At 69.5% G+C, this 20,257-nt stretch carries 20 protein-coding genes; 5 read left to right on the plus strand and 15 right to left on the minus strand.

The window, feature by feature from the left end; genetic code table 11:
- Window positions 1-64 precede the first annotated feature (64 nt).
- Complete coding sequence (locus D7X99_RS04135; RefSeq protein ID WP_121776558.1) at window positions 65-1,321, plus strand: tetratricopeptide repeat protein; 1,257 nt, start codon at window positions 65-67, stop codon at window positions 1,319-1,321.
- A gap of 1 nt (window position 1,322) precedes the next feature.
- Here D7X99_RS04135 and D7X99_RS04140 read toward each other — a convergent pair whose 3' ends face one another.
- Both D7X99_RS04140 and D7X99_RS04145 read right to left on the minus strand, forming a co-directional pair.
- Complete coding sequence (locus tag D7X99_RS04140; protein ID WP_121776559.1) at window positions 1,323-1,832, minus strand: O-acetyl-ADP-ribose deacetylase; 510 nt, start codon at window positions 1,830-1,832, stop codon at window positions 1,323-1,325.
- A complete protein-coding gene (locus tag D7X99_RS04145; protein WP_121776560.1) occupies window positions 1,829-2,446 on the minus strand; it encodes a DUF4230 domain-containing protein in 618 nt (205 codons plus the stop codon). Before D7X99_RS04145 ends, D7X99_RS04140 begins: the two co-directional genes overlap by 4 nt.
- Window positions 2,447-2,542: 96 nt before the next feature.
- Here D7X99_RS04145 and D7X99_RS04150 point away from each other — a divergent pair, with 96 nt between their 5' ends.
- Complete coding sequence (locus D7X99_RS04150) at window positions 2,543-3,145, plus strand: 2OG-Fe(II) oxygenase (RefSeq protein WP_121776561.1); 603 nt, start codon at window positions 2,543-2,545, stop codon at window positions 3,143-3,145.
- A 23-nt stretch (window positions 3,146-3,168) separates the two neighbouring features.
- Here the strand turns inward: D7X99_RS04150 and D7X99_RS04155 are convergent, their stop codons facing one another.
- On the minus strand, window positions 3,169-3,726 hold the full coding sequence (locus D7X99_RS04155) for a hypothetical protein (RefSeq protein WP_147476017.1): 558 nt from the start codon (window positions 3,724-3,726) through the stop codon (window positions 3,169-3,171).
- 254 nt (window positions 3,727-3,980) lie between these two features.
- On the opposite strand from D7X99_RS04155, the gene D7X99_RS04160 reads away from it, so the two are divergent.
- A complete protein-coding gene (locus tag D7X99_RS04160; protein WP_121776563.1) occupies window positions 3,981-4,685 on the plus strand; it encodes a hypothetical protein in 705 nt (234 codons plus the stop codon).
- Between the two features lie 75 nt (window positions 4,686-4,760).
- Here the strand turns inward: D7X99_RS04160 and D7X99_RS04165 are convergent, their stop codons facing one another.
- On the minus strand, window positions 4,761-6,272 hold the full coding sequence (locus tag D7X99_RS04165) for a hypothetical protein (RefSeq protein WP_121776564.1): 1,512 nt from the start codon (window positions 6,270-6,272) through the stop codon (window positions 4,761-4,763).
- Between the two features lie 172 nt (window positions 6,273-6,444).
- Here D7X99_RS04165 and D7X99_RS04170 point away from each other — a divergent pair, with 172 nt between their 5' ends.
- The gene (locus D7X99_RS04170; RefSeq protein WP_121776565.1) at window positions 6,445-7,191 is read left to right on the plus strand and encodes a hypothetical protein; all 747 of its coding nucleotides are present in this window, start codon (window positions 6,445-6,447) and stop codon (window positions 7,189-7,191) included.
- A 13-nt stretch (window positions 7,192-7,204) separates the two neighbouring features.
- Here the strand turns inward: D7X99_RS04170 and D7X99_RS04175 are convergent, their stop codons facing one another.
- From D7X99_RS04175 to D7X99_RS04185, 3 genes are read right to left on the minus strand one after another with little or no spacing between them, the layout of a single operon-like run.
- Window positions 7,205-7,564 carry a DUF2019 domain-containing protein gene (locus D7X99_RS04175; RefSeq protein ID WP_121776566.1) on the minus strand — a complete coding sequence of 120 codons (360 nt, stop codon included), beginning with the start codon at window positions 7,562-7,564 and terminating at the stop codon, window positions 7,205-7,207.
- A gap of 50 nt (window positions 7,565-7,614) precedes the next feature.
- Window positions 7,615-8,526 (minus strand): DUF2381 family protein, encoded by a 912-nt coding sequence (locus D7X99_RS04180; RefSeq protein ID WP_121776567.1) that lies wholly within the window; start codon window positions 8,524-8,526, stop codon window positions 7,615-7,617.
- A gap of 27 nt (window positions 8,527-8,553) precedes the next feature.
- Window positions 8,554-10,368 carry a serine/threonine-protein kinase gene (locus tag D7X99_RS04185; protein WP_121776568.1) on the minus strand — a complete coding sequence of 605 codons (1,815 nt, stop codon included), beginning with the start codon at window positions 10,366-10,368 and terminating at the stop codon, window positions 8,554-8,556.
- Window positions 10,369-10,466: 98 nt separating this feature from the next.
- Between D7X99_RS04185 and D7X99_RS04190 the strand changes: the two genes are divergently transcribed.
- On the plus strand, window positions 10,467-10,832 hold the full coding sequence (locus D7X99_RS04190) for a helix-turn-helix domain-containing protein (protein WP_121776569.1): 366 nt from the start codon (window positions 10,467-10,469) through the stop codon (window positions 10,830-10,832).
- Between the two features lie 4 nt (window positions 10,833-10,836).
- Here D7X99_RS04190 and D7X99_RS04195 read toward each other — a convergent pair whose 3' ends face one another.
- The 8 genes from D7X99_RS04195 to D7X99_RS04230 form a co-directional block, all read right to left on the minus strand.
- A complete protein-coding gene (locus D7X99_RS04195) occupies window positions 10,837-12,042 on the minus strand; it encodes a serine/threonine-protein kinase (RefSeq protein WP_233613077.1) in 1,206 nt (401 codons plus the stop codon).
- 73 nt (window positions 12,043-12,115) lie between these two features.
- The gene (locus D7X99_RS04200; protein ID WP_121776571.1) at window positions 12,116-12,469 is read right to left on the minus strand and encodes a DUF2019 domain-containing protein; all 354 of its coding nucleotides are present in this window, start codon (window positions 12,467-12,469) and stop codon (window positions 12,116-12,118) included.
- A gap of 4 nt (window positions 12,470-12,473) precedes the next feature.
- Entirely contained in the window at window positions 12,474-12,833 is a 360-nt protein-coding gene (locus tag D7X99_RS04205; RefSeq protein ID WP_171805560.1) for a DUF2019 domain-containing protein, read from the minus strand.
- Window positions 12,827-14,335 carry a hypothetical protein gene (locus D7X99_RS04210; RefSeq protein ID WP_147476018.1) on the minus strand — a complete coding sequence of 503 codons (1,509 nt, stop codon included), beginning with the start codon at window positions 14,333-14,335 and terminating at the stop codon, window positions 12,827-12,829. The genes D7X99_RS04205 and D7X99_RS04210 overlap by 7 nt, the downstream gene beginning before the upstream one ends.
- A gap of 88 nt (window positions 14,336-14,423) precedes the next feature.
- Window positions 14,424-16,535: a S8 family serine peptidase gene (locus D7X99_RS04215; RefSeq protein ID WP_147476019.1), complete on the minus strand. Its 2,112-nt coding sequence runs from the start codon at window positions 16,533-16,535 to the stop codon at window positions 14,424-14,426.
- 117 nt (window positions 16,536-16,652) lie between these two features.
- Entirely contained in the window at window positions 16,653-17,210 is a 558-nt protein-coding gene (locus tag D7X99_RS04220) for a helix-turn-helix domain-containing protein (RefSeq protein WP_121776575.1), read from the minus strand.
- A 110-nt stretch (window positions 17,211-17,320) separates the two neighbouring features.
- Entirely contained in the window at window positions 17,321-18,544 is a 1,224-nt protein-coding gene (locus D7X99_RS04225) for a zinc-dependent alcohol dehydrogenase (protein ID WP_121776576.1), read from the minus strand.
- Window positions 18,545-18,708: 164 nt separating this feature from the next.
- Window positions 18,709-20,229: a Ppx/GppA phosphatase family protein gene (locus D7X99_RS04230; RefSeq protein WP_121776577.1), complete on the minus strand. Its 1,521-nt coding sequence runs from the start codon at window positions 20,227-20,229 to the stop codon at window positions 18,709-18,711.
- Between the last annotated feature and the right edge of the window lie 28 nt (window positions 20,230-20,257).

The following is a 20,257-nucleotide window of genomic DNA, read 5'->3' on the forward strand; positions in this document are numbered from 1 at the left end:
TTCTTCCCGCCGAAGTGAGGACGTGGGGCTGGGCGCTCCGGATGTGGGCCATTAGAGTCCGCGCGTGATTTCCCCGGCGGAACTGGAGCGCCTGCGCCGCAAGGTGGAGGCGGGTGAAGTGCTCAGCGGCGCGGAGCTGGAGGCGCTGCGTGACGAGGCCGCGCGCACGCCTGGACCCACGCTGCGCCTCACCGTGGCGCATGCGCTGGTCAACGCGGACGCGGAGCGCGAAGCCCTGCCGTTGATGCAGGCCCTGCGGCGTGACTTCCCCAAGGAACTCCAGGTGCGCCTGGGGCTCGCGCGAGCGCTGCTGGGGCTGGAGCGGCACCGGGAGGCAGAATCCGAGCTGCGGGAAGCGCTGGTCCTGAGTCCCGGTGACCCGGAGGCCCTCAAGGTGCTGGCCGTGCTCGCGCTGCGGCAGGGAGAGGGTGCGCGCGCCCGCGCCTACGTGGCGGAGGCCGTGGAGCGGGACCCCTTCGACGCGGAGGCGAAGCTGCTGCGCGCGGAGCTGGAGGCCGCGGACCTGCCTCCGCCGCCCGCGCCCGAGGAGCAGGTGCTGCGCCCGGAGTTCACCGCCGCGCTGACCGCCGCGTTGGGACGCGCGGGCGTGGCGTTCCGGCGCCAGGGCCGCGACCTGCTGGTGAAGCTGGCCTCGGGTGGCGTGGGTCGCGTGGACGTGGGCTCGCTGTATGCCGCGTATCAGGAGGCACCGGGCACGCAGGGGCTCACCGCGCACGTGGAGGCGCTGGCGTCGAGGCTGGGCGGATTGTCCTCGGGCGTGGGGCCCACGGGGATGTCATTGGACGCGCTGCGCCCGGTGCTGCGGCCCCAGGGCTTCGTGGCGGGGACCCAGGGCGCGCTGTTCCGTCCAGGGCCCGCGGGGCTGGAGGTCTTCTACGTGCTGGAGGACGCGGAGTTCGTGCGCTACCTGCCGGCCTCCGCGCTGAATGAAGCAGGGCTCACGCTTGATGCGGTGGACGCGGCGGCGTGGCACAACCTGGAGCTGAGGCCCGCGGATGTGCGGCCCGTCGTCATCGACCAGGGCGAGGTGCGGCTGGCGGAGGCGTTCTCCGGCATCTGGGCGGTGACGGGCGGCGACGGGCATGACGGCGCACGGCTGCTGACGAAGGCACAGCGCCGCAGGCTGGATGCCGCCACGGGCGGAGGCCCGCTGCGTGTGAGCCTGGGCCGGCGCGAGGTGGCGCTCCTGTGCCGCGACTCGGATGGTGAATCGGTGAGGAGGCTCGCCACGCTGGGGCACGCGCCGGACGGGGTGCCCGGGTCATTCGTGCTGGAGGGTGATGTGTTGCGGAGCGCGTGACCTACGCGCCGAGCGCCCGCTGATACGCCTTCAAGTCCTGCTCGCTGAAGAGGACCACGGTGACGCGCTCCAGCTCCGGCCGCCGCGCCAGGGCCGCGCGGATCTCCCGCAGGGCGATGGGCGCGGCCCGTTCAATGGGGAAGCCGTAGGCGCCCGTGGAGATGGCGGGGAACGCCACCGTGCGCAGCCCGTGCTGCTCCATCAGCGCGAACGTGCTCCGGTAGCACGAGGCCAGCAACGCGTCCTCGTCGCGGTCCCCGCCCCACCACGAAGGACCCACCGCGTGGATGACGTGGGCCGCGGGCAGCCGGTAGCCCTTCGTGATGCGGGCCTCTCCGGTGGGACAGCGGCCCACGGTGCGGCACTCCGCGAGCAGCTCCGGCCCCGCCGCGCGGTGGATGGCCCCGTCCACGCCGCCGCCACCCGACAGTCCGGAGTTCGCCGCGTTCACGATCGCGTCCGCCGTGACGCGCGTGATGTCTCCCTGGAGTAGCTCCAACCGTTCCGTCATCCCGCGCTCCCCACCGGCAAGGTCTCCACGAACCGCACCTCACGGAAGCCCAGCGTGAGCAGCAGCCCCCGCAGCGAGCGCTCCGCGGACTGACGCGCCTTCTCCTGGAGGCGCCGGTCCTGCCGCACCTCCTTTTCAAACGCCAGACGCGCCTTCTCCAGCAGCTGCGCTGTCTGCGCGCTGTCCAGGTTGGAGTCGATGATTTCCGTTTCACCGGGCCGCAAGGCCACCGTCACTTGCATCGGAGGCAGCAGCACGTCCACGCGCGTGCCCACGGCGCGCAGGTGGCTCGCGTCGAAGCGCTGGAAGTCGAAGCCCAGGTGCGCGTCCGCGAACACGATGGCGCGGCCGTGCGGGTTCTGGAGCGTGTAGCTGGCCCAGAGCAGCACGTCCTTCCACAGCGCGTCCGTGGCCTGCGGCTCCGGCGTGAACGTGACCTTCTTGTAGAGGGACACGTCCAGCGTCTCCAGCCGGGCCACCTCCCGCATCTGCTCCACCACCGCCGCCGTGTCCGGCAGCCGGGGGGACGCGGGACGCAGCAGCACCCAGGCCGCCAGCGCGCCGAGCGCGACCGCTGCGAAGAGTGAGAGGGCTCGCGAGACGTTCTTCGCCATGGGCGGGAAGTCTACCCGCTTCCGGAACGGGGGCGTCCTGGGGCAGCGTGTCGGACGCGGGCTTCCGGACAGGCGCTCGCGAAGGAGTGACACACGGTGGAGCTGACGGACGCGGAGGTGGAGGCCCTGGGCTCACAGGGGTACTTCGTGCGGGACGGCTTCCTGGGCGAGGCGCGGGCGCTGGAGGTGCGGGCCGCGGCGCTCGCGCGCGTGGAGGCCGGGACGCTGAAGCCCGCGGGCATCCGGCGCGGCGCGGACCATGCGCTCGATACGTCCGTGCGTGGCGACCACATCGAATGGGTGCTGCCCGGCGCCGCCCCTGAACTCGAAGCCCTGTGGCTTCGCTTCCAGTCACTGGGAGAGGCCGTGTCCTCGGGCGCGTACCTGGGGCTGGGGCGCTTCGATTTGCAGCTCGCCTGCTACCCCGGCGGCGGTGCGCACTATGCCCGCCACCGCGACGCGTTCCCCGGCCAGTTCAATCGCCGGCTCACCGCCATCTGGTACGCGAACGCCGATTGGACGCCGGAGCACGGCGGCGTGCTGCGCCTGTTCCCGGAGGACACCGGCGCCCCGGTGGAGGTGGCGCCGGCGCTGGACCGCCTGGTGGTGTTCCTGAGCGAGCGGCTGGAGCACGAGGTGATGCCCGCTCACGCGACCCGCCTGGCCCTCACCGCGTGGTTCTACGGCCGGGGCACCTGAGCGCTACAACGCCTCCACGCGTTCTATCCCGCGTCGAACGCGCTGCCCGCGTCGAACGCGCTGCCTGCGTCGTAGAACGGCCCCGCATCGAACGGACCGGGGCCCGCGTCGTAGCCCGCGTCCTGGGACGGACCGGTGCCCTCCAGCGTGCCGATGATGTAGATGTCGCCCGTCCCGGTGCCCGGGCAGTTCTGCTGATTGCGCTTCAGCTGGAGCTGCGCGTACGCCACGGAGCCCTGGTACACGTCCACGGCCGTGCTGCCGGCGTACACCTCCAGCCCCGCCCGGTTGTAGGCCCTCACCTCCACGACGCGCCGGGGCCCGACAGGGATGTTGCTCAGGTAGCCCTCGATGTAGCCGTTCCCCACGTAGAGGGATTGGGGGTACGAGGGCGGGAGGTCCTGCGCGCTCACGGTCGCCGCGGCTGACGTGACGCCGCACGCGTCACCCGCGAGCGAGATGCTCATCTTCACGGACTCGGTGCCCTCGGGGTTTTCGAAGTCCTCGGTGCCGGCGCCGCAGGCCGCGACCATCAGCGCGCAGCTCGTCCCCAGTACGAATCCCCATCCGGTTCGCTTCATGTGGTCCCTCTCCCTGGTGGCGCGTCGTTCGCGCGACCTTGAGACACGCACCCCGTCCGGGTTGGGACATGCCCCGTGACGAAAGTGCGGGACGGCAACGGCGCGGAGAGGAAATGGGGCCCAGCCTGCCTGCTCCTCGGCCGGCCCGGTCGCGGGCGGATTCCAGAGGCAACGGCGGCGTCCGTGGCACCTGTCGGGTGACGGGGGCGTGTCTAGGTTCTTCCCCAGTCATCTTTGGACGGGGGATCGAGAACATGTTCCAGAACAGGACGAAGCGTCACTGGGTGGTGGGACTGGCGTTGGGGGCGTCCATGGCGTTCCTCGCCGGCTGCGGCAGCTCGAAGGCCGCGCGAGTAGACGACGCGATGATGGCGCGCGTCCCCGAGGACCAGCTGGGTGAGGTGCGTGACGCGCAGCTGGCCCGCACCAAGGCCGCCGACAACGTGACGCGCGCCGAGGTGGCGGTGCGTGACGCCGAGCGCGCCTCGGAAGTGGCCCGCCGCAATGGCGACGCCGCCAAGAGCCGCATGGAGGCGGAGAAGGCCGCGGTGAAGGCCGCCGAGGCCACCGGTCAGCGGAGCCCCATCGCGCAGGCGCAGTCCAGGCTCCAGGGCGCGGAGGCGGGGCGCGTCGCCGCGGACGCCGAGGTGGCCTGGCACGACCGCAAGACGGACACCGCCAAGGCGGAGAAGGACCTGCGCGCCGCGGAGCTGAAGGTGGCGGACTCGGAGCTCAACCTGGCCCAGTTCAAGGCGCTGGAGCGCAGCGGGGACGTGCGCGCCAAGAACATGTCCGAGGCGAACTTCATGTCCGTCGTCGCGGAGACCCATCGCGAGGTGGAGGACGCCCGGCGCCGCGTGGACGAGCAGAAGCGCGTGGAGCAGGACGCCCGCGCCGAGTGGCAGCGGCTGCGCTCGGAGGCCCCGCAGGGCTACGGCGGCAGCGGCTCCGCGGACTGACGCTCCAACGTGAAGCACTGAAGGGAAGGCCCCGGGCACTCGTGAGGGTGCCAGGGGCCTGTCCCGTGCGTGGAGCTACTCCACCTTCAGGGTGGCGGCGCCCTTCAGGTCGCGCTGGAGCGTGAGCCAGAGCGCCTTGCCCTCCGCATCCACGGACGCGAAGTAGTCCGTGTCCGCGGTGAGCGTCTTGCCGTCCAGGGTGACCGTCGTCGGCGCCGTGGCGGCGGTGTAGCCATGCACCACCACCATGGGGCGCGCGAGCGTGCGCCCCGCGGTGTCGAACGCCAGCGTCACGCGGTTGGACGCGGCGTCCGCTTCCCACGTGGCGTAGACGGGGTTGTACCCGGCGACGTCATAGGTGACGGAGTCGGTCCGGCCCACGCCGCCCGGGCCGCGCGTGCGCACGGTGCCCTCGGAGGCGGTGAGCTTCACGCCCTGCCAGGCCTCCACCTCCGACACGAGCGACAGCACGGGGCTGGCCGCGTGCGTGCCCAGCACCATGAAGACGGAGTAGCTCTGGTAGGGGTGGCCGGAGAGCATCACTCCGTCATCGCCCAGGCGCGGATACTGCGACAGGCCCACCGCGCCGAAGTTGCTGCCCCACGCGAGCCGGTGGGAGTTGGTGACGGAGGGCAGCTCGTACTGGTTGAGCTGGTAGGGCCAGTTGTAGTCCACGGGCATGGGGCCGTTGGCGTGGCGCGTGCCCCACTCCGGATACAGCCAGTAGCCGCCCGCGGGCTTCTGCTCCCACGTCTGGGTCTGCACCGCGCCCATCTCCGCGTCCGGCGCGGCGGTCCACATGCGCGTGTAGGGGACGACGTTGGGCTCGCGGTAGTCCCAGCCGGTGTTCATCGTCACGGGGGAGGACAGCGTGACGAAGCGATAGCGGTCGCCCCAGCCCAGGCCGGCGATGTCCGTGTTTGCGTTGCCGTCGAAGGCGAGGTCGCCGTAGGGCGAGCGCACGTCGGCTTCAATCTGGTTCGCGGGGAAGCCGGACGCGTCGTGGGTGATGGCATACAGCGGGTGGTCCCGTCCGGTGGCGAAGAGGTACTGCACGGTCACCTGCACCACGCGGCCATCCAGCGACAGCGGCCACTTCAGTTCGTGCAGCGCGTGGTGCGCGCCCTTGAAGACGAAGCGGCCGGTGCCGCGAACGTCCTGCGTCCAGGCGCCCCACGTCTGGCCCTCTTTCAGGTGGCTGGTCACCATGCCCCAGCCGGGCACCTGGGAACTCTGGCCGTCGCAGGTGCGCTCGGCGCCCGCGACCTCATAGGTGTAGCGGCGGATGTAGCCGCCGTTCCAGCCCGCGGGGTCCGCCGCGTCGTTGCGCACGAGCGACACGGAGCGCACGCGACAGTCGCGGTCGCGCCAGACGTAGCGGTCGGTCTTGAAGCCGCTGAGGTCCCGGGCGCACTGCAACCGCAGGGGCGCGCACGTCCCGCTGGCCGGGTCGATGGAGTTGCTCTCCTCGCAGGGGTCGGTGACGGGGTTGGGGTTCTCATCACCGGGGCGCACGTCCTTGCCGCCACAGGCGGTGAGGCTCAGGGCCAGCAGGGCCACGGTGTGTCGAGCAGAGGGGAGGGTCATGGTTGATCTCGAAGAAGTGGGAGCGCAGGCTTGCCACCCTCACGCACGGTGATGCAAGCCCCCACGCGGAGGCCCAGCGCTTTGAGTTGTTCCCCAAGCAGGCGGGCAGCCGAGCGGTGGCGGGCACGGCGGAGAGGCCCCGGGGCATGAGGGCCGTGTCCACCGTACGGGCATGGCGAACGGACGGTGGCTCGTCTCGGTGGGACTCCTGGGCCTCTTCTCGGTGCCGGCGGTGGCGGCGGAAGGGGTGCAGGGGCGGGTGCAGGAGTTCTTCCTGGGGGACGGAGCGCCACCGCAGCAGCGGGGGCAGGTGGAACTGGGCACGGGGCTGGAGTGGACGCGTCAGGACGATGAGACGCGCTTCGAGTTGCCGGTGCGCGGCGAGTACGGCCTGAGCGACCGCGTGCAGTTGGAGGCGAAGGTGGCGCTGACGACGCCGGAGGATCCGCGAGGGCTGGACACGGCGGAGGCGGGCATCGGGCTGGCGCTGGTCAATGACAGACGGCGGGGCTTCACGCTGAGCGTGGGCATGGACCTGGAGGCCACGCGCGACATGACGGACGACCGGTTCCGCCCGGGCTTCGAGCCGTACCTGCTGGCGTATCAGGACGTGGGGCCGGTGGGCTTCAACCTCCAACTGAAGGCGGAAGAGCTGCCTGGGGTGCGCGGTCTGGGGAACGAGCTGCATCCGGACTTCGCGGCCGGCGCGGTGCTGGCTTTGGGGCCGCTGCGGCCCATGGTGGAGGCGGGGTGGAGGGACGAGGACGGTACGTCCACCGTGCTCCTGTCACCGGGGCTGCTGGCGCGCCCGCTGAAGTCCCTGGAGTTCGGCGTGGCGGTACCCTGGAGGTTTCACGCGGGGGGAGCTCGGGACGTGGGCGTGATCGGGATGCTGACGTGGCAGGGTGGTGGGGCGTAGCGGGTGGTTTGGCTCACGCGGGATCCAGGGACCAGGTCCCTTCTTCCCACCGCTTCAGCGCCTGCTGCGCCCCAAATGAGAACAGCCCCTTGCCCTTCGCCGCTTCTTCAAGCACCGCCCGAGCCTCTGCGTTCTTGTAGCGAAGCAGGCAAGTCGCGGCGGTGGTTCGAACATCTATCCGAGGATGCGTCAGCAGCACCGCCAATGCTTCACGCCCAGGATCCCCAAGGGCACGTAACTGGTCGAATGCCGCGATGTATCGGTCCGCGTGCTTGTTTCCGGTCTTCGCGTCGCCTCGCCAGATGGCGTCCGTTTGGGCGGCCACGTTCTGTGCGAACTTCGCGACGAGCTTCTGAAGGTCTTCCATCACCATGGTCTGTCTCCGAATGCTCTCCATTGCGCGGAGCCCAAACGCAGCTGTGATTATGGAAACGTCACGTTGCCCAGCGTGATGGTGCGCGGTCCGTCCTCCCAGAGCTTGAGGGAGCACGGTCCCTGGACACCATCATCAGGAGCTTCGGCTTCGACCACGATGCTTCGGGCCTCACCCAGGGGGATGAGCTGTTGCTGCCAGACGCGGAGGACCTTCAACTCCGCTCCGGTCTTGCCCCGGAGCGTTGCTCCCTTCGTGCTCCAGGGGCGTGCGCCTGCCTTCGTCGCCAACTGGACGACCACGGCAACAGCCCCCTTGGTGCGGTAGGTCGTGACGAGGATGGCCGCCAGAGCATCGTCATGAGACGGATGGATGTCCTTGGTCACGGTCCGTGCGGTCACACCATTCTTATCAAGGGCCTGGGTGGCGAGCAGACCCGTCAGCCCGCTGGGGGCCTCATGTTCGGCCACCAGCCGGGAGTTCTCTTCCTGGCATCGCGCCAGCTCCGCGCGAACCTCTTGGACCTCCTGCTGATAGGTCTCGAGCGTTCGTGTCCCGCGATAGACTTCGACGAGGGGCTCCGCCTTCGCGGGATGCACCCGCAGGAGAAAGGTCGCGCTCACCGGTGCCGCACCGTCCTTGAAGCGCACGACCAGCCGGAAACGCTCGCCTGGAACCACGCGCGAGGACGGAATCAAGCGGAGCGTGGCCTGCCCCATGTCCACCAGGGAGAAGCGCTCCCTTCCCTCCAGCTCCATTCCGTCCCGCCTCAGGTCCGAATCGAAATAGAAGCCCGTGGAGAGGCCCGCGCTGATCATGATTTCGGAGGCGGAAGGACTCTCGTCTGGACTCAGTTCGATGCGGCGTGCGCCCGGGCCGGAGGCCAGGACCTCGGACTGCGCGAACGCCGCCGCACTTGTGAACAGGAGTCCCAGGAGTACGACGGTGGATGAAGAGGGCACTCGGCGGTTTCTCCCAGGCAATCCCTACTACTCGAACTCACGTACCGCCTTCACACCCGCGGTCGTGTAGATGCGGGCACTCGTGGGGGAGTCGTCTCCAGGCTCCCTCGCCATTCCCCGGTCTCCTTCCTCCGAGAGGAGGTCCAGGCACACCGGAAAGCTGTCACCCTTCGGCGTTGTCGCCCACGTCAGGCGCCCATAGACGCGGTCCCTCACGATGAGCCGGCCTGACAGCTCAGTGTTGCTCGGTAGATCATTCCAAGGGCCGACCAGGATCACCTGAGCAGGGCCTTCGTGGACCCGAATGATCTGCGGACTGGAGAAGACGAAGACGGCTCCGTGACTGTCCCCAGTACGGACGCCCCGTTCCTTCATGGCCTTCGCTGCCCCCACCGGGCAGGGCTCCGGCGGCGGAGGTGGACGTACCTGCGTACCGGGGCATCCCAGCAACGCAGTGCAGGTGGCCATGCCCGCAGCTCGGGTCATGACGCTCCGGACCTTCTTCGCTGGCTTCGAGGAGGGTGGAAGGGCGGGAGTCTCTGGCGTCTGCGTCGTCACGGTGGTGGCAACCTCCTGGAGCGTCGCGGGAAGTGCGACGGCCGCGGCGATGGCCTCTGTCCCGTTGGGAGCCGCGGCCCGGTCAGATTGAGTCGACTTGTCAGTGGGCGCTACTTCCTGACGAAGCGTGACTGAACCTGAGCGCCCCTCTGCCCCGCGCAGCAGCAGCGCGCCCGTGGTGATCAACACCAGGGCCGTCACCACCACCGCCCACGCGCGCATGGAATGTCGTGGCTTCGCCGTCGTCTCCGGCGGCGTTGCTCCGGCTGGCGTCGGTGGCGCCTCCGGTGGCGCGCGCACGCCCCGCCGGGGCCGGTGGCGGGGACGGTTCCGCCACTTCTCGAAGCTGTCCAGCTCGCTCTCCGTCGTCGCGGTGTCCTCGCCGAACGCGTCGCACAGGGGCACGTCCCACGCTGCGTCCGCGCCCCTCAGGAGTTCCTCCAGCGCGGTCACGACGGTCAGGGCGCTCGGTGTGCGCGCTTCGGGCGTCTTCTCCAGCAGCCGCAGGCACACGTCGCTCAACGCAGGAGGCACGCGCTCATTCGCCTCGTGTGGTGGCACGGGCGGCTGGGTGAGCACGGCTTCGATGAAGCTCGCGTCGTCCTCGCCATTGAAAGGCCTGCGCCCCGTCAGCAGCCAGTAGAAGACCACGCCCATCGCCCAGAGGTCATCCGCCGCGCCCGCCTCGTAGCGGGCCCCGAGCACCCGGGCATACTGCCGGAAGTACCTCCACGCTTCGGGCGCGCGGTAGTCCGGCGTCCCGGGCGGGAGGATGTCCACCGTCAGCTCACGCGCGCCGGTGTAGTCGCCAATGCCGAAGTCCACCAGCTTGGCCGGGCCGTCCGAGGCGCGCACCATGATGTTGGCCTCCTTCACGTCCCGGTGCAGCACCCCCGCCGCATGCGTCGCGGCGAGCGCCCGCGCCACGTCCAGCAACACCCGCGTCACCCGGCGCGCGGAGGGATTCTCCTCGTCGGCCCAGAGGTCCAGCCTGCGCCCGTCCACGTACTCCATCACGATGATCGCGAAGCGCGGCTCGCGTGGGGGCCACAGCCCGTAACCCTGGAGGCCCACGACGTGGGGGTGGTGAAGCTTCAGGAGGATGGAGACCTCCCGTTCCACCCGCTCGCCGGCACGCGGCAGGTACAGCAGCTTCAAGGCGAATGGCTGTCCCGCGTTGCGCGCGAGGTACACCGTGCCGAAGCCGCCCTGACCCAGCTGGCGCTCCACCGTGTAGCCCAGCACCTCCGCCCCGGGTGCCAGGATGGCGGGGGGTGGCCTCATGGCGTCCTCATTCCAGGTTCATGTGTCTCGCGCATGCGGCCTCCTCGCGAAGGCCCGAGGGGCCCCAGCGCATATCTCGGATACGCTGCGCGCCCTCCATGAATGAAGAACTCGGCATCACCATTGGCACGGCGGCGCGCGCCGCCCGCGAGCATCTGGGACTGACGCAGGCCGAAGTCGCCGAGCGCATTGGACTGGTACACCCCGTCTACAGCCGCCTGGAGCGCGGCAAGATGCTGCCCAGCGTCCCGTCCCTCTATCGCCTCTGCCAGGAGCTGCGCGTCTCCCCTGAAACGCTGTTGGGCCTGACCCCGGCGGGCGAGGTGCGCAAGGGGGCGAAGAAGCCGTCGCCCCGGGAAGACGGCGACGCGCCGGACCTGCGACGCCTGCTGCACCTCGCGCGCAAGCTGGACGCGGAGAAACTGGACGCACTCCTCCATGTCGCCTCCGCCCTGGCGCGTTGAGGCGCTACTCCTCCTCCATGCCTTCCTCGAAGAGGCCGCCCTCGCCAAACTCCACCACGTCCCGGAGCACGCGGCCCTCCGCCAGCAACCGCGCGACTTCCTCCGCGGCCTCCTGGCGACCGTAGCCCGGATGCCGTCGGGCCAGGGCCGAGCGAAGGGCGTCGCGCAGGTCCGTGGCGGTGGCGAACCGTTCTTCAGGCTCGGAGCGCAGGGCCCTGTGCAGCAGTTGCTTCACATCCGGTGAGAGCGGTCCCACCGCCGCCTCGACCTCCGCCGGGCCGAAGCAGGCCAGCAACACCCGCATCTGCGTCAGTGGCAGGGAAGGGAGGAATTCGACCTGCAACGGGCGCAGTCCCTCAGGCCGCCGGGGCACGTCCTGCACGTCGAAGAGATGCTTGCTGGTGAAGAGCTCCACCAGCAATACGCCCAGGCTGAAGACGTCCGAGCGTGGCGTCAGTGTCTGCCGCTCCAGGTATTCGGGAGAGGCATAGGCCACGTCACCTCGGACGAGGCTCGCGGGTGACTCCTCGCGCCCGATGACCACCGAATAAGCCGCTCCGAAGTTCACGAGCTTCACCTCGCCGTGCATCCCCACGTAGACGTGCCGGGGATTGACGTCGCGGTGGATGATTCCCAGGGGCTTGCCCGCATCATCCGCCAGCGTGTGCGCGTGGTGCAGCGCTTCGGCCAGCTCCGCTCCCACGTAGAGGGCGAAGGACTCGGAGACGGGCTGGCCGCGCGCCACGCTCGCGCTCACCAGTGTCTCCAATGAAGGACCGTCGACGTACTCCATGACCACGTGCAGCGAGTCCTGGTGCACCTTGCGATGGAACACCTGGGCGATGGCGGGGTGACGGAGCCGGAAGGCCAGCAGGATCTCCGCTCCCAGACGCGTGCGACGTGGCGTGGTGGAGGGATTGGCCAGCCGCCGCACGAAGCAGAGCCCGGGCAGGGTGTCCCCTCGCTCCGGGAACCGGCGGGCGAGCATCAGCACCTCTCCTGTCTGCATCCGCACCAGTTCGCGGATGGCCTCGTAGCGGACGCCCTCGATGGTGAAGAGGGGCCGGGGCCGGTGGGGCGTGGGCGGTAGGGGGTGGCGGAACGGTGCGACCCGGGAGCGCGCCGGATCGCTGTCAGATGGGGGCGTGGGCATGAACTCCTCGGGGGCAGGGCTCGGCGCGGCGGCGCCATCCGGGAGTCTGGACGTCATGGACTTTAAAAGTCCATTAAATTTGGACTTTAAAGGTTTGAGTCGAGACGGCGTGCGCTCAGCATGGGCATGTTCAGTCCTCCGTGAACTTCAGGTTCCCGGCCCGCCACTCGCTGAGCGTCATCTCGGCGTCGAGTCTCACCACGCCCGCGGGGCCCTGGGCCAGCCGCTCCAGTTCCGCCTCCGCGAGCACGGGAGCGAATTCCAGGGCATGGGATGCAGCCCAGAGACGAACGCGAGGATTGTTGTCCTGCAGCAGGCCCGTCAGGGCCGAACGTCCGTCCTCTCCCTGCGCTCGTAACTCCCGCCACGCGGTGATGAGCCTGGCGTACTGAGTATTGGCAGCCCGGTGCTTGCCTTCGACGGACGCCTGTCCGTGCAGTTCCGCTGCTTCTACGTAGATTCGAACGAGTGGGTGCTGAGCCATTTTCTCAAGCAGGGTCCAGGGACCAGGTTCCTTCCTCCCAGCGCTTCAGGGCTTCCTGTGCTTCAAAGGGGATCAGCCCTTTGCCCTTCGCAGCTTCTTCCAACACGGCCTTGGCTTCGGCGGTGCGATACCGCAAGAGCAGTGCCGCAGCTGCCGTTCGAACATCCATGCGCGGATGGGTGAAGAGGGTTGCGAGCGCGTCCCGTCCTACATCTCCGTGGGTCCTCAGCCGTTGGAACGCTGCAATTGATTCCTTCGCGTGCTTGTTCGCGGCTTTCGCGTCCCCCCGCATGATGGCCTCTGATTGTGCCGCTGCATGCTGCTCGAACTTCGCGACAAGCTTCTGAAGGTCTTTCGTCACCATAGCCTGTTCCGAATGTTCTCGATGGCACGCAGCCCGAATGCACATTGTGCTTCGAATGATTGGGTCCTCAGCCACTGCCGGACGGTCAGCGACGTCGAGCCTGTGATCCGATGCTGGTGCGACGAATAGAACGCACTCACCGAGTTATGAAGTTCCTTGTCGAGCGGGATGACGTTCTCCACGTTGTGGAGCGCCTGGGGCCCGAAGCGCGCAACGTTCCCGTCGGTTTGCTCCACGACGTGGTGCCACTCCTTCCCATTCCCCGCCGGCCCCATGGCCCGCTTGAACGACTTGAAGGACGAATAGCCCTTTGGCCCGCTCGGTGTCGAACCTCCACCACTTCCATCTCCCGAGCCTGAATCATCGCCTCGCTGGAGGATGATGGCTGCCCCAGGGCCGCCGCTCAACACCGCCGCCGTGCGTCCCACGGGGACCGAGATGCGCTCCAGCACCAACGCGCCCTCCGCTGACAGCGACAGCACGGGCACCGTGGCGTCGATACCCGACGCCAGCCCCTTCAGTGTCCGCGTCGTGGCCGAGGCCGCGCCCCAGATGGCGACGACGCTCGTCGCCAGCCGGGCCGTCTCGCGGATCTGCTCGCCGGCCGTCATGTACTGGAACCGCTCCCAGTACTGGGGCGACGACGCGATGAGGGCCACGATGCCCGCGGGAAGATGGCGCAGTCCCGCGATGCTGTCCGCGGGGCGGGAGAGGACCTGTCCCAGCGCGTGGTACAGCTCCACGAAGGCGTCCTCCGCGCCATCCAGTGAGCGGTTGACGACGTCCGCGTCGTCGTACACCTCGGCCAGCGGCCTTGAGTCCGACGCCTGGAGTCGCGCATCGACCGGGCGGAAGACCCCGCCCTTGCCGCTGTAGAAGCGTCCCAGCTCGAAGTTGCCCGCGCGGAAGGCGCCGTTCCTCCACGCGATGGGCGCGACCTTCTGCTGTGTGCGCCCATTGAGCGCCCACGCGAGGTACCCATCTGGCCGCAGCACCGCCACCTGCTCGCGGGCGAAGCGCGTCACCCGCCGCGCCAGCTCCTCGCGGGAGACCTCGCCGCGCTCCAACACCTCCCGCAACAGGAACCCCGCCACCATGCGCGGCGGGAAGGTTCCGAGCGTCACCGGCTTCTCCATCAGCCGGCCCAGCACCTCCACTGCGTCGTCTGGCGTGAAGGGATTGCGGCGCAGGGGCAGCTCGTCCACGTCCTCCAGCCCGGCGCGGACCAGCAACTTCTCGAAGGCGTCCACGTCCAGCAGGCCCATCTCCAGGGCCTGCCGGGAGACCTTCCCGGAAGGTGCGAGGATGACCGTCCCCACCGGCATGCGGACAGGTTGACCCCGGTGGAGTCGTTGACTGCCTGGCTCCTCGCCGGACTCATCCGATGCATGCGAGGCGCTCTGTCGGAAGGCCCGTGAACTCCCTCTCGTGGAGGAAGCCTGCACGCCCGCGCAGCCCACCATCAGCAAGGCCGCGAACAGCGCCACGACAGCCACGCGCATCGTCTGCCTCCTGGAAGTGAGGACACTCCGGTCCGGCATGACGGCGGCATCGACAGGATGCCGCCGTCACCCTTCCGGAGGACGCTGCCTATGGCCCCGTCAGGCGGTTCAGCGTGAAGGAGGGCCGGTTCCACGTCCCGCCGGGGAAGCTCACCGCGGAGGATGCCGCCATTCCACCGGGACTGCCCGCCGAGCCATTGACGGTGAAGGTGCCCGCGGCCGTCGCCGAGGTCGACGTCGTTCCGGTGCAACCCGGGCAGAGGTTCGTGCCGGTGATGTACGCCATCGGGAAGCTCAGCGACGTGGAGGTGCTGCTCACCACGCCCTGCAGCCACACCGGGTTGCTGCCCTGGTAGACGGTCAGGTTGACGACGTGGGTGTTGCCCTGCGTGTTGAAGCTGGCGCCCCAGCCGGGCTCCGCGCCGTTGTACCAGAGGCCATTCAGGTTCATCACGGAGCTGCCGCTACCGAACGCCAGGAATTGGATGGGCTCGTTGCCGGAGAGCGAACCCAGCGTCCAGTAGAAGCGCCACAGTCCGCTGCTGTAGGTGATGCGCATCGTCCCCACCACGGACAACGTCGCGCTGGAGCCTGTCCAGGTGGTCTTGATCAGATCGCCCCGCCACTCGCCGGGCTCCGCGAAGAGGAAGGCCTGGTACCAGATGGGCACGCCCGCGGACGTGTACGTGTACCAGGTGACGTGGATCTGGTCGGAGGCGAGGTGCTGGATGTCCAGGCCGTTGCCGGAGCGCGCGGGGTTGTACCAGGGGCCCTTGTCCGGGCGGGGCGGGAGGTTGGTGTAGATGGCCGCCGCCGCGTTGATGCGGCCGGTGCCGCAGTTGCTCCCGCAGCCGGAGACCGCCGTCGCGGTGGACTTGATGCGCGCGGTGACCTGCGCGGGCGTCATCGAGGGCTTCTGCGAGAGGATGAGCGCGGCGAGGCCCGCGACGTGCGGAGAGGACATGGAGGTGCCGCTCAGGTAGCGGTGGCAGTAGTCACCCGCCAGCAGCGTGGCCCCCGGCTTGCCAATGGCCCAGGCCGAGAGAACCTGGTCCGTGCCGCTGTACGGGTCCGCCGTGTTGGGGTCGGCGGGGCAGCCAATGCCCTGGCCGTAGAAGCCGGCGCTGGCGGTGCCACCTGGAGCGATGACGTCGACGCGAGAGCCGCCGCTGCTCCACGGCGCCCGCGCACCGGCCTGCGTGCTGGCGCCCACGGCGATGACGCCGGTGCAGGAGGCAGGCGTGATGTTCGCCGTCAGCAGGCCCGCCACGCCGTCGTTGCCACCGGCGGCGACCACCACCACGCCCTTGCCGACGGCGTAGGTCACCGCGCTCTGGATGTCGGGGTAGTTCGCGCAGGGATAGACGGCCGTGGGGGCGTTGGGGTTGTAGGCCGTCCCGAAGCTCATGTTGATGACGCGCGCGCCGTTGTCCGCCGCGTACCGGATGGCCTCGTCAACCGCGGACAGAAGGACGCCGTTGCTGGCAGTGGAGACCTTGACGGGCATGAGCTGACAGCCCCAGCAGACGCCCGCGCCACCCACGCCGTTGTTCGTGCGCGCCGCGAGGATGCCGGCCACGTGCAAGCCGTGGTGGTAGGTGTTCGTGTCGTAGGGGTCCGCGTCCCCCTGTCCAAAGTCATACCCTGTCGTCCAGGCCCCGCTGAGGTCCGGATGGTCGAGCCTGCCGCTGTCGAGCACGGCGATCTTCACGTTGCCGGTGACGCTGTTCCAGGCCGTGGGCAGGTTGATGGCCGGGTAGTTCCACTGCTGTGAGTACAGCGGGTCCGTCGGCGTGGCGAAGAACTCCATGTAGAGGTTCTCGTGCGCGTATTCGACGTCTGGATTCCGCCGCAGCTCCGCGATGGCCTCCAGGGTGCGCGCCTCCTCCTCCGCGATGGAGGTGGCGGCGGACCGCGCCTCCGCTTCCAGCGACACCACCACCGCGCCGCTGGAGAGAGGCTGGACGAGCTGGGCACGGAAGCCCCGGACCGGAGGCAGCTCGGCGTCCGTCAGGGCCCTGTCGGAGCCCTTGAACTTCACGATGGCCTGTCCCGGCACGAACCGGCGGGGATTCTTCGACGGCGCGGTCTGCGTGGCGATGGGCGCGGCCGTGGTCGCGACGGGCGCGGCGGGGACCTCAGCGCCGCAGGCACTCAGCAATAGGGATGAAAGCAGGACGGATAGAACAGACTTCTTCACACAACCCCCCAGGTGAAAGGACTGGGTCCAGCAGGCTGCGAGGGGTGAAGATTGTCAATCTATTTTAACTGCTAGTTCTTGTTTTGTTGGTTTTGCTGGTTGAGGATTGCTGAAGATTCACAGCGACGGTGCAAGCAGCACGACGGAGTAGCCCACCGCCGTGCGCGCGCCGGGGTTCTCGTAGGAGTGCTTCTGGTCTCCCCGGAAGACGACGACGTCTCCGGCCTCCAACACGAAGCGCTCGCCGCTGGCCACCAGCGCGAGGGTCCCAGCCTCACAGGCCAGGTACTCGCGCGTGCCGGGTGTATGGGGCACGCCGGTGATGCGCGCCTTGGGCGGCAGCTCCATCCGGTCGAACTCCATGCCCGGCAGTGGATCCGGCAGGAGCTTGCGCAGGAAGGCCGCGCCGCGCTGCTTCATCGGCAGGCTGTCTCGCCGGTAGTGCCGGGCGCTCGCCTTGGGCCGGGCCAGCAGCTCCTCCAGTGACACCTGCAGCGCCCCCGCCACCCGGTGCAGCACCGACAGCGTGGGGTTCGCCGCGCCGGACTCCAGATGCGCCCAGGTGGCCCGGGGCACGCCCGCAAGCTTCGCGAGCTGCACCTGTGTGGCCCCTCGCGTCTCCCGCAGCGTCCTCAGGTTGCGCGCCAGCCTGCCTGGAAGGTCCTCTTCGCTCATACGCTGGCATTCTGCCAACGCATTGGCGCCCATGCCATCTTGTCGGCACCCATCCGCCATCCATTCCTCAAGGAGAGACACGCCATGGACATGCGGAATCAAGCAGTGCCTCACTGGAGGGTAGCGCCCGGCTCCAGCTCCACCTTCACCCAGCCCGGCTTGCGCAGGTCGAAGTTGCGGTACGCGTCGATGGCGGAGGCCATGGACTTCACGTGGCTCAGGATGGCCGTGGGGTCCACCGTGCCGGAGCGCACCAGCTCCAGCAGCTTGGGGATGTACTTGCGGTGGTTGCAGTTGCCCATGCGCAGGGTGAGGTTCTTGTTCATCGCCTCGCCAATGGGGAAAGCGGTCATCGTCTGCGGGTACACGCCGATGATGGACAGCGTGCCCGCCTTGGCCAGCGACTGCACCGCCCACTGCGCGGCCTGGGACGGCCCGTCGCCGGGCACCCAGTTGTCGCCGTCCGGATTCTGCTTGGGCGCGACATGCTCCACCTCGCGCTTGAACTCGGGCTTCTCCGCCTTGGCCTTCTTCGCGGCCGGGCCGTGGTGCGCGTGCTGCGCGTCCACTCCCACCGCGTCGATGGCCCGGTCCACGCCGATGCCCGCCGTGAAGCGCTTGAGCGTCTCCACCGGGTCCTCCTGCTCGAAGTTGATGACCTCCGCGCCCTGGGCCCTCGCGAGCGCCAGCCGGTCCTCGTGGCTGTCGATGGCGAAGACGCGGCCCGCGCCCAGGAGCCTCGCGCTCACGATGGCGAACAGGCCCACCGGTCCGCAGCCGAACACCGCCACGGTGTCACCGGGTTTGATTTCCGCCATCTCCGCCCCGAAGTAGCCCGTGGGGAAGATGTCGGAGACCATGATGGCCTGGTCGTCGGTGACGCCTTCGGGCACCTTCACCATGGTGACCGCCGCGTGCGGGATGCGCGCCTTCTCCGCCTGCATGCCGTCGAAGGGACCCGTCATCTCCGGCCCGCCGAAGAAGGCGGTGCCCGCGGCGGGGCCGTTGGGGTTCGCGTCGTTGCATTGGGCGTAGTAGCCCGCGCGGCAGTACGAGCAGTTGCCGCACGCGATGGTGGAGCAGATGACCACGCGGTCGCCCACGTTGAAGTTGCGCACGTCCTTGCCCAGTTCCTCGATGACGCCCACGCCTTCGTGGCCGAGGATGGTGCCGGGCTTCATGCCCGCCATGGTGCCGCGGATCATGTGCAGGTCCGTGCCGCAGATGGCGCTGGCGGTCAGCCGGATGATGGCGTCCGTGGGCTCCTTCAGCTTCGGCTCCGCGACGTCGTCCAGCCGGATGTCCCCGATGCCATGGAAAACGACTGCCTTCATGTTCCGCTCCTTGCCCCGCCAGGGCCTCGAAAGACGTGAAGGCCCACGGCGCCTTCGCGAAGGCACACGGGACCCGTTCGTCTGGACTCTGGGCACGGAGGTGGGGCCGGGCAGGACCGGCGCCGCGCTCCCTCCACTGGAGAGCGGGCGGAGAGGCAGTGGCTCTATCGCCCGGTCGAGTGGACCTGGATGGCGAGCCGCTTGCCGAACACCTTGCGGAAGGAGGCGACCTCGCGCTCGACGTTCCACAGCTCCAGGTCGAGGGCCTGGCGGGCGTGCAGGTGCAGCGTCACCGCCTCGCGGCCGTCCGTCACCTTGAAGTCGCGGATGGGCTGGTGGTGGCTGTGGTCCAACGCGTTCGCCAGGCGCAGCAGCGTGGCCAGCTTGCGCACGCGGCGCGCTTCGGACGGGGTGAGCCCGGCCATGCCGGAGTGGGACAGCTCCGGCGGGGAGCGCCGGTGGTAGCGGGCGACGCGCGCGATGATTTCACGCTCGCGGTCCGCGAGGCCCGGGATGTCCGCGTTGTGGATGAGGTAGTACGTGTGGCGGTGGTGGCGCTCGTAGCTGACCGCCGTGCCGATGTCGTGCAGCAGCGCGGCGACCTCCAGGTGCGGCCGCACGGACAGGGGCAGCTGGTGCAGTGAGGCCAGGCCGTCGAAGAGGGCCAGGGACAGGCGGGCCACCTGGCGGGCGTGCTTCTCGTCGAAGCGGAAGCGCTGGCCCATGACGATGGCCGCGTCCGCGAGGCTGTGGTCCTCTCGCGTTTCGTCCTGGCGGTAGAGCAGGTCCACCAGCAGGCCGTCGCGCAGGCCGCGGTTGACGACGCTGACGGACTCCACGCCCAGGTGGCGCGCGACGCCCTCCAGGATGACGGCGCCAGAGACGATGATGTCCGCGCGGCGCGGGTCGAAGCGCTTGCGGCGGCGCTCCGGCGGCATCTTCGCCAGGGCCTCCACGGTCTGGGTGAGCTGTCGCACGGTGGCATTGCCTCCGTTGTCCGCGGCGGCGAAGCCGACCACGGCGCCAATGGTGCCGGACGAGCCCAGCGCCACGCGGGGCAGGGCGGGGAGCTTCTCCGGGAGCGTCTTGTGGAGCGTCTCCTCCACGAAGCTGCGCATCAGCCGCAGCTGCTTGGGCGTCACGGCGCGCGCGGTGTCGAACACCTCCGTGAGGCGCACGGAGCCCAGGGAGAGGCTCCAGAGCTCGTCGGGCTTCTCGCCAGTGGCGATGGCGACCTCCGTGCTGCCTCCGCCGATGTCCACGAGGAGCGAGCGGGTGTTGGCGGGCTTCCTGTGCAGCACGCCCAGGCAGATGAGGCGGGCCTCCTCCTTGCCGCTGACGACCTCCAGCTCCAGGCCGGCCTCCTCGTGCACGCGGCGCACGATGTCCTGCTGGTTGCGGGCCTCGCGCAGGGCGCTGGTGGCGACGGCGCGCACCTGGGCCTTGTGGCGGCGGCAGAGGGCGGCGTAGCGGCGCAGGGTGGACAGGAGGCGGTCGGCCGTCTCCGGGGGCATCTCGCCGGTGGTGAAGACGCCTTCGCCGGGGCGGATGGGGTCTCGCTCCTGGTGGAGGGTCTCAAGCGAGCCCTCGGCGTCCGGGCGGGCCAGCTCCAGGCGCACGGCGTTGGTGCCCACATCGATGGCGGCGAGGACGGGAGTCGGGGAGGGACGGGCGGGAAGGGCCATGGGCTCGGGGACGAAAACGCCTGAAGGG

This window comes from Corallococcus sp. AB032C, assembly GCF_003668935.1.
Classification (GTDB): Bacteria; Myxococcota; Myxococcia; order Myxococcales; family Myxococcaceae; genus Corallococcus; species Corallococcus exiguus.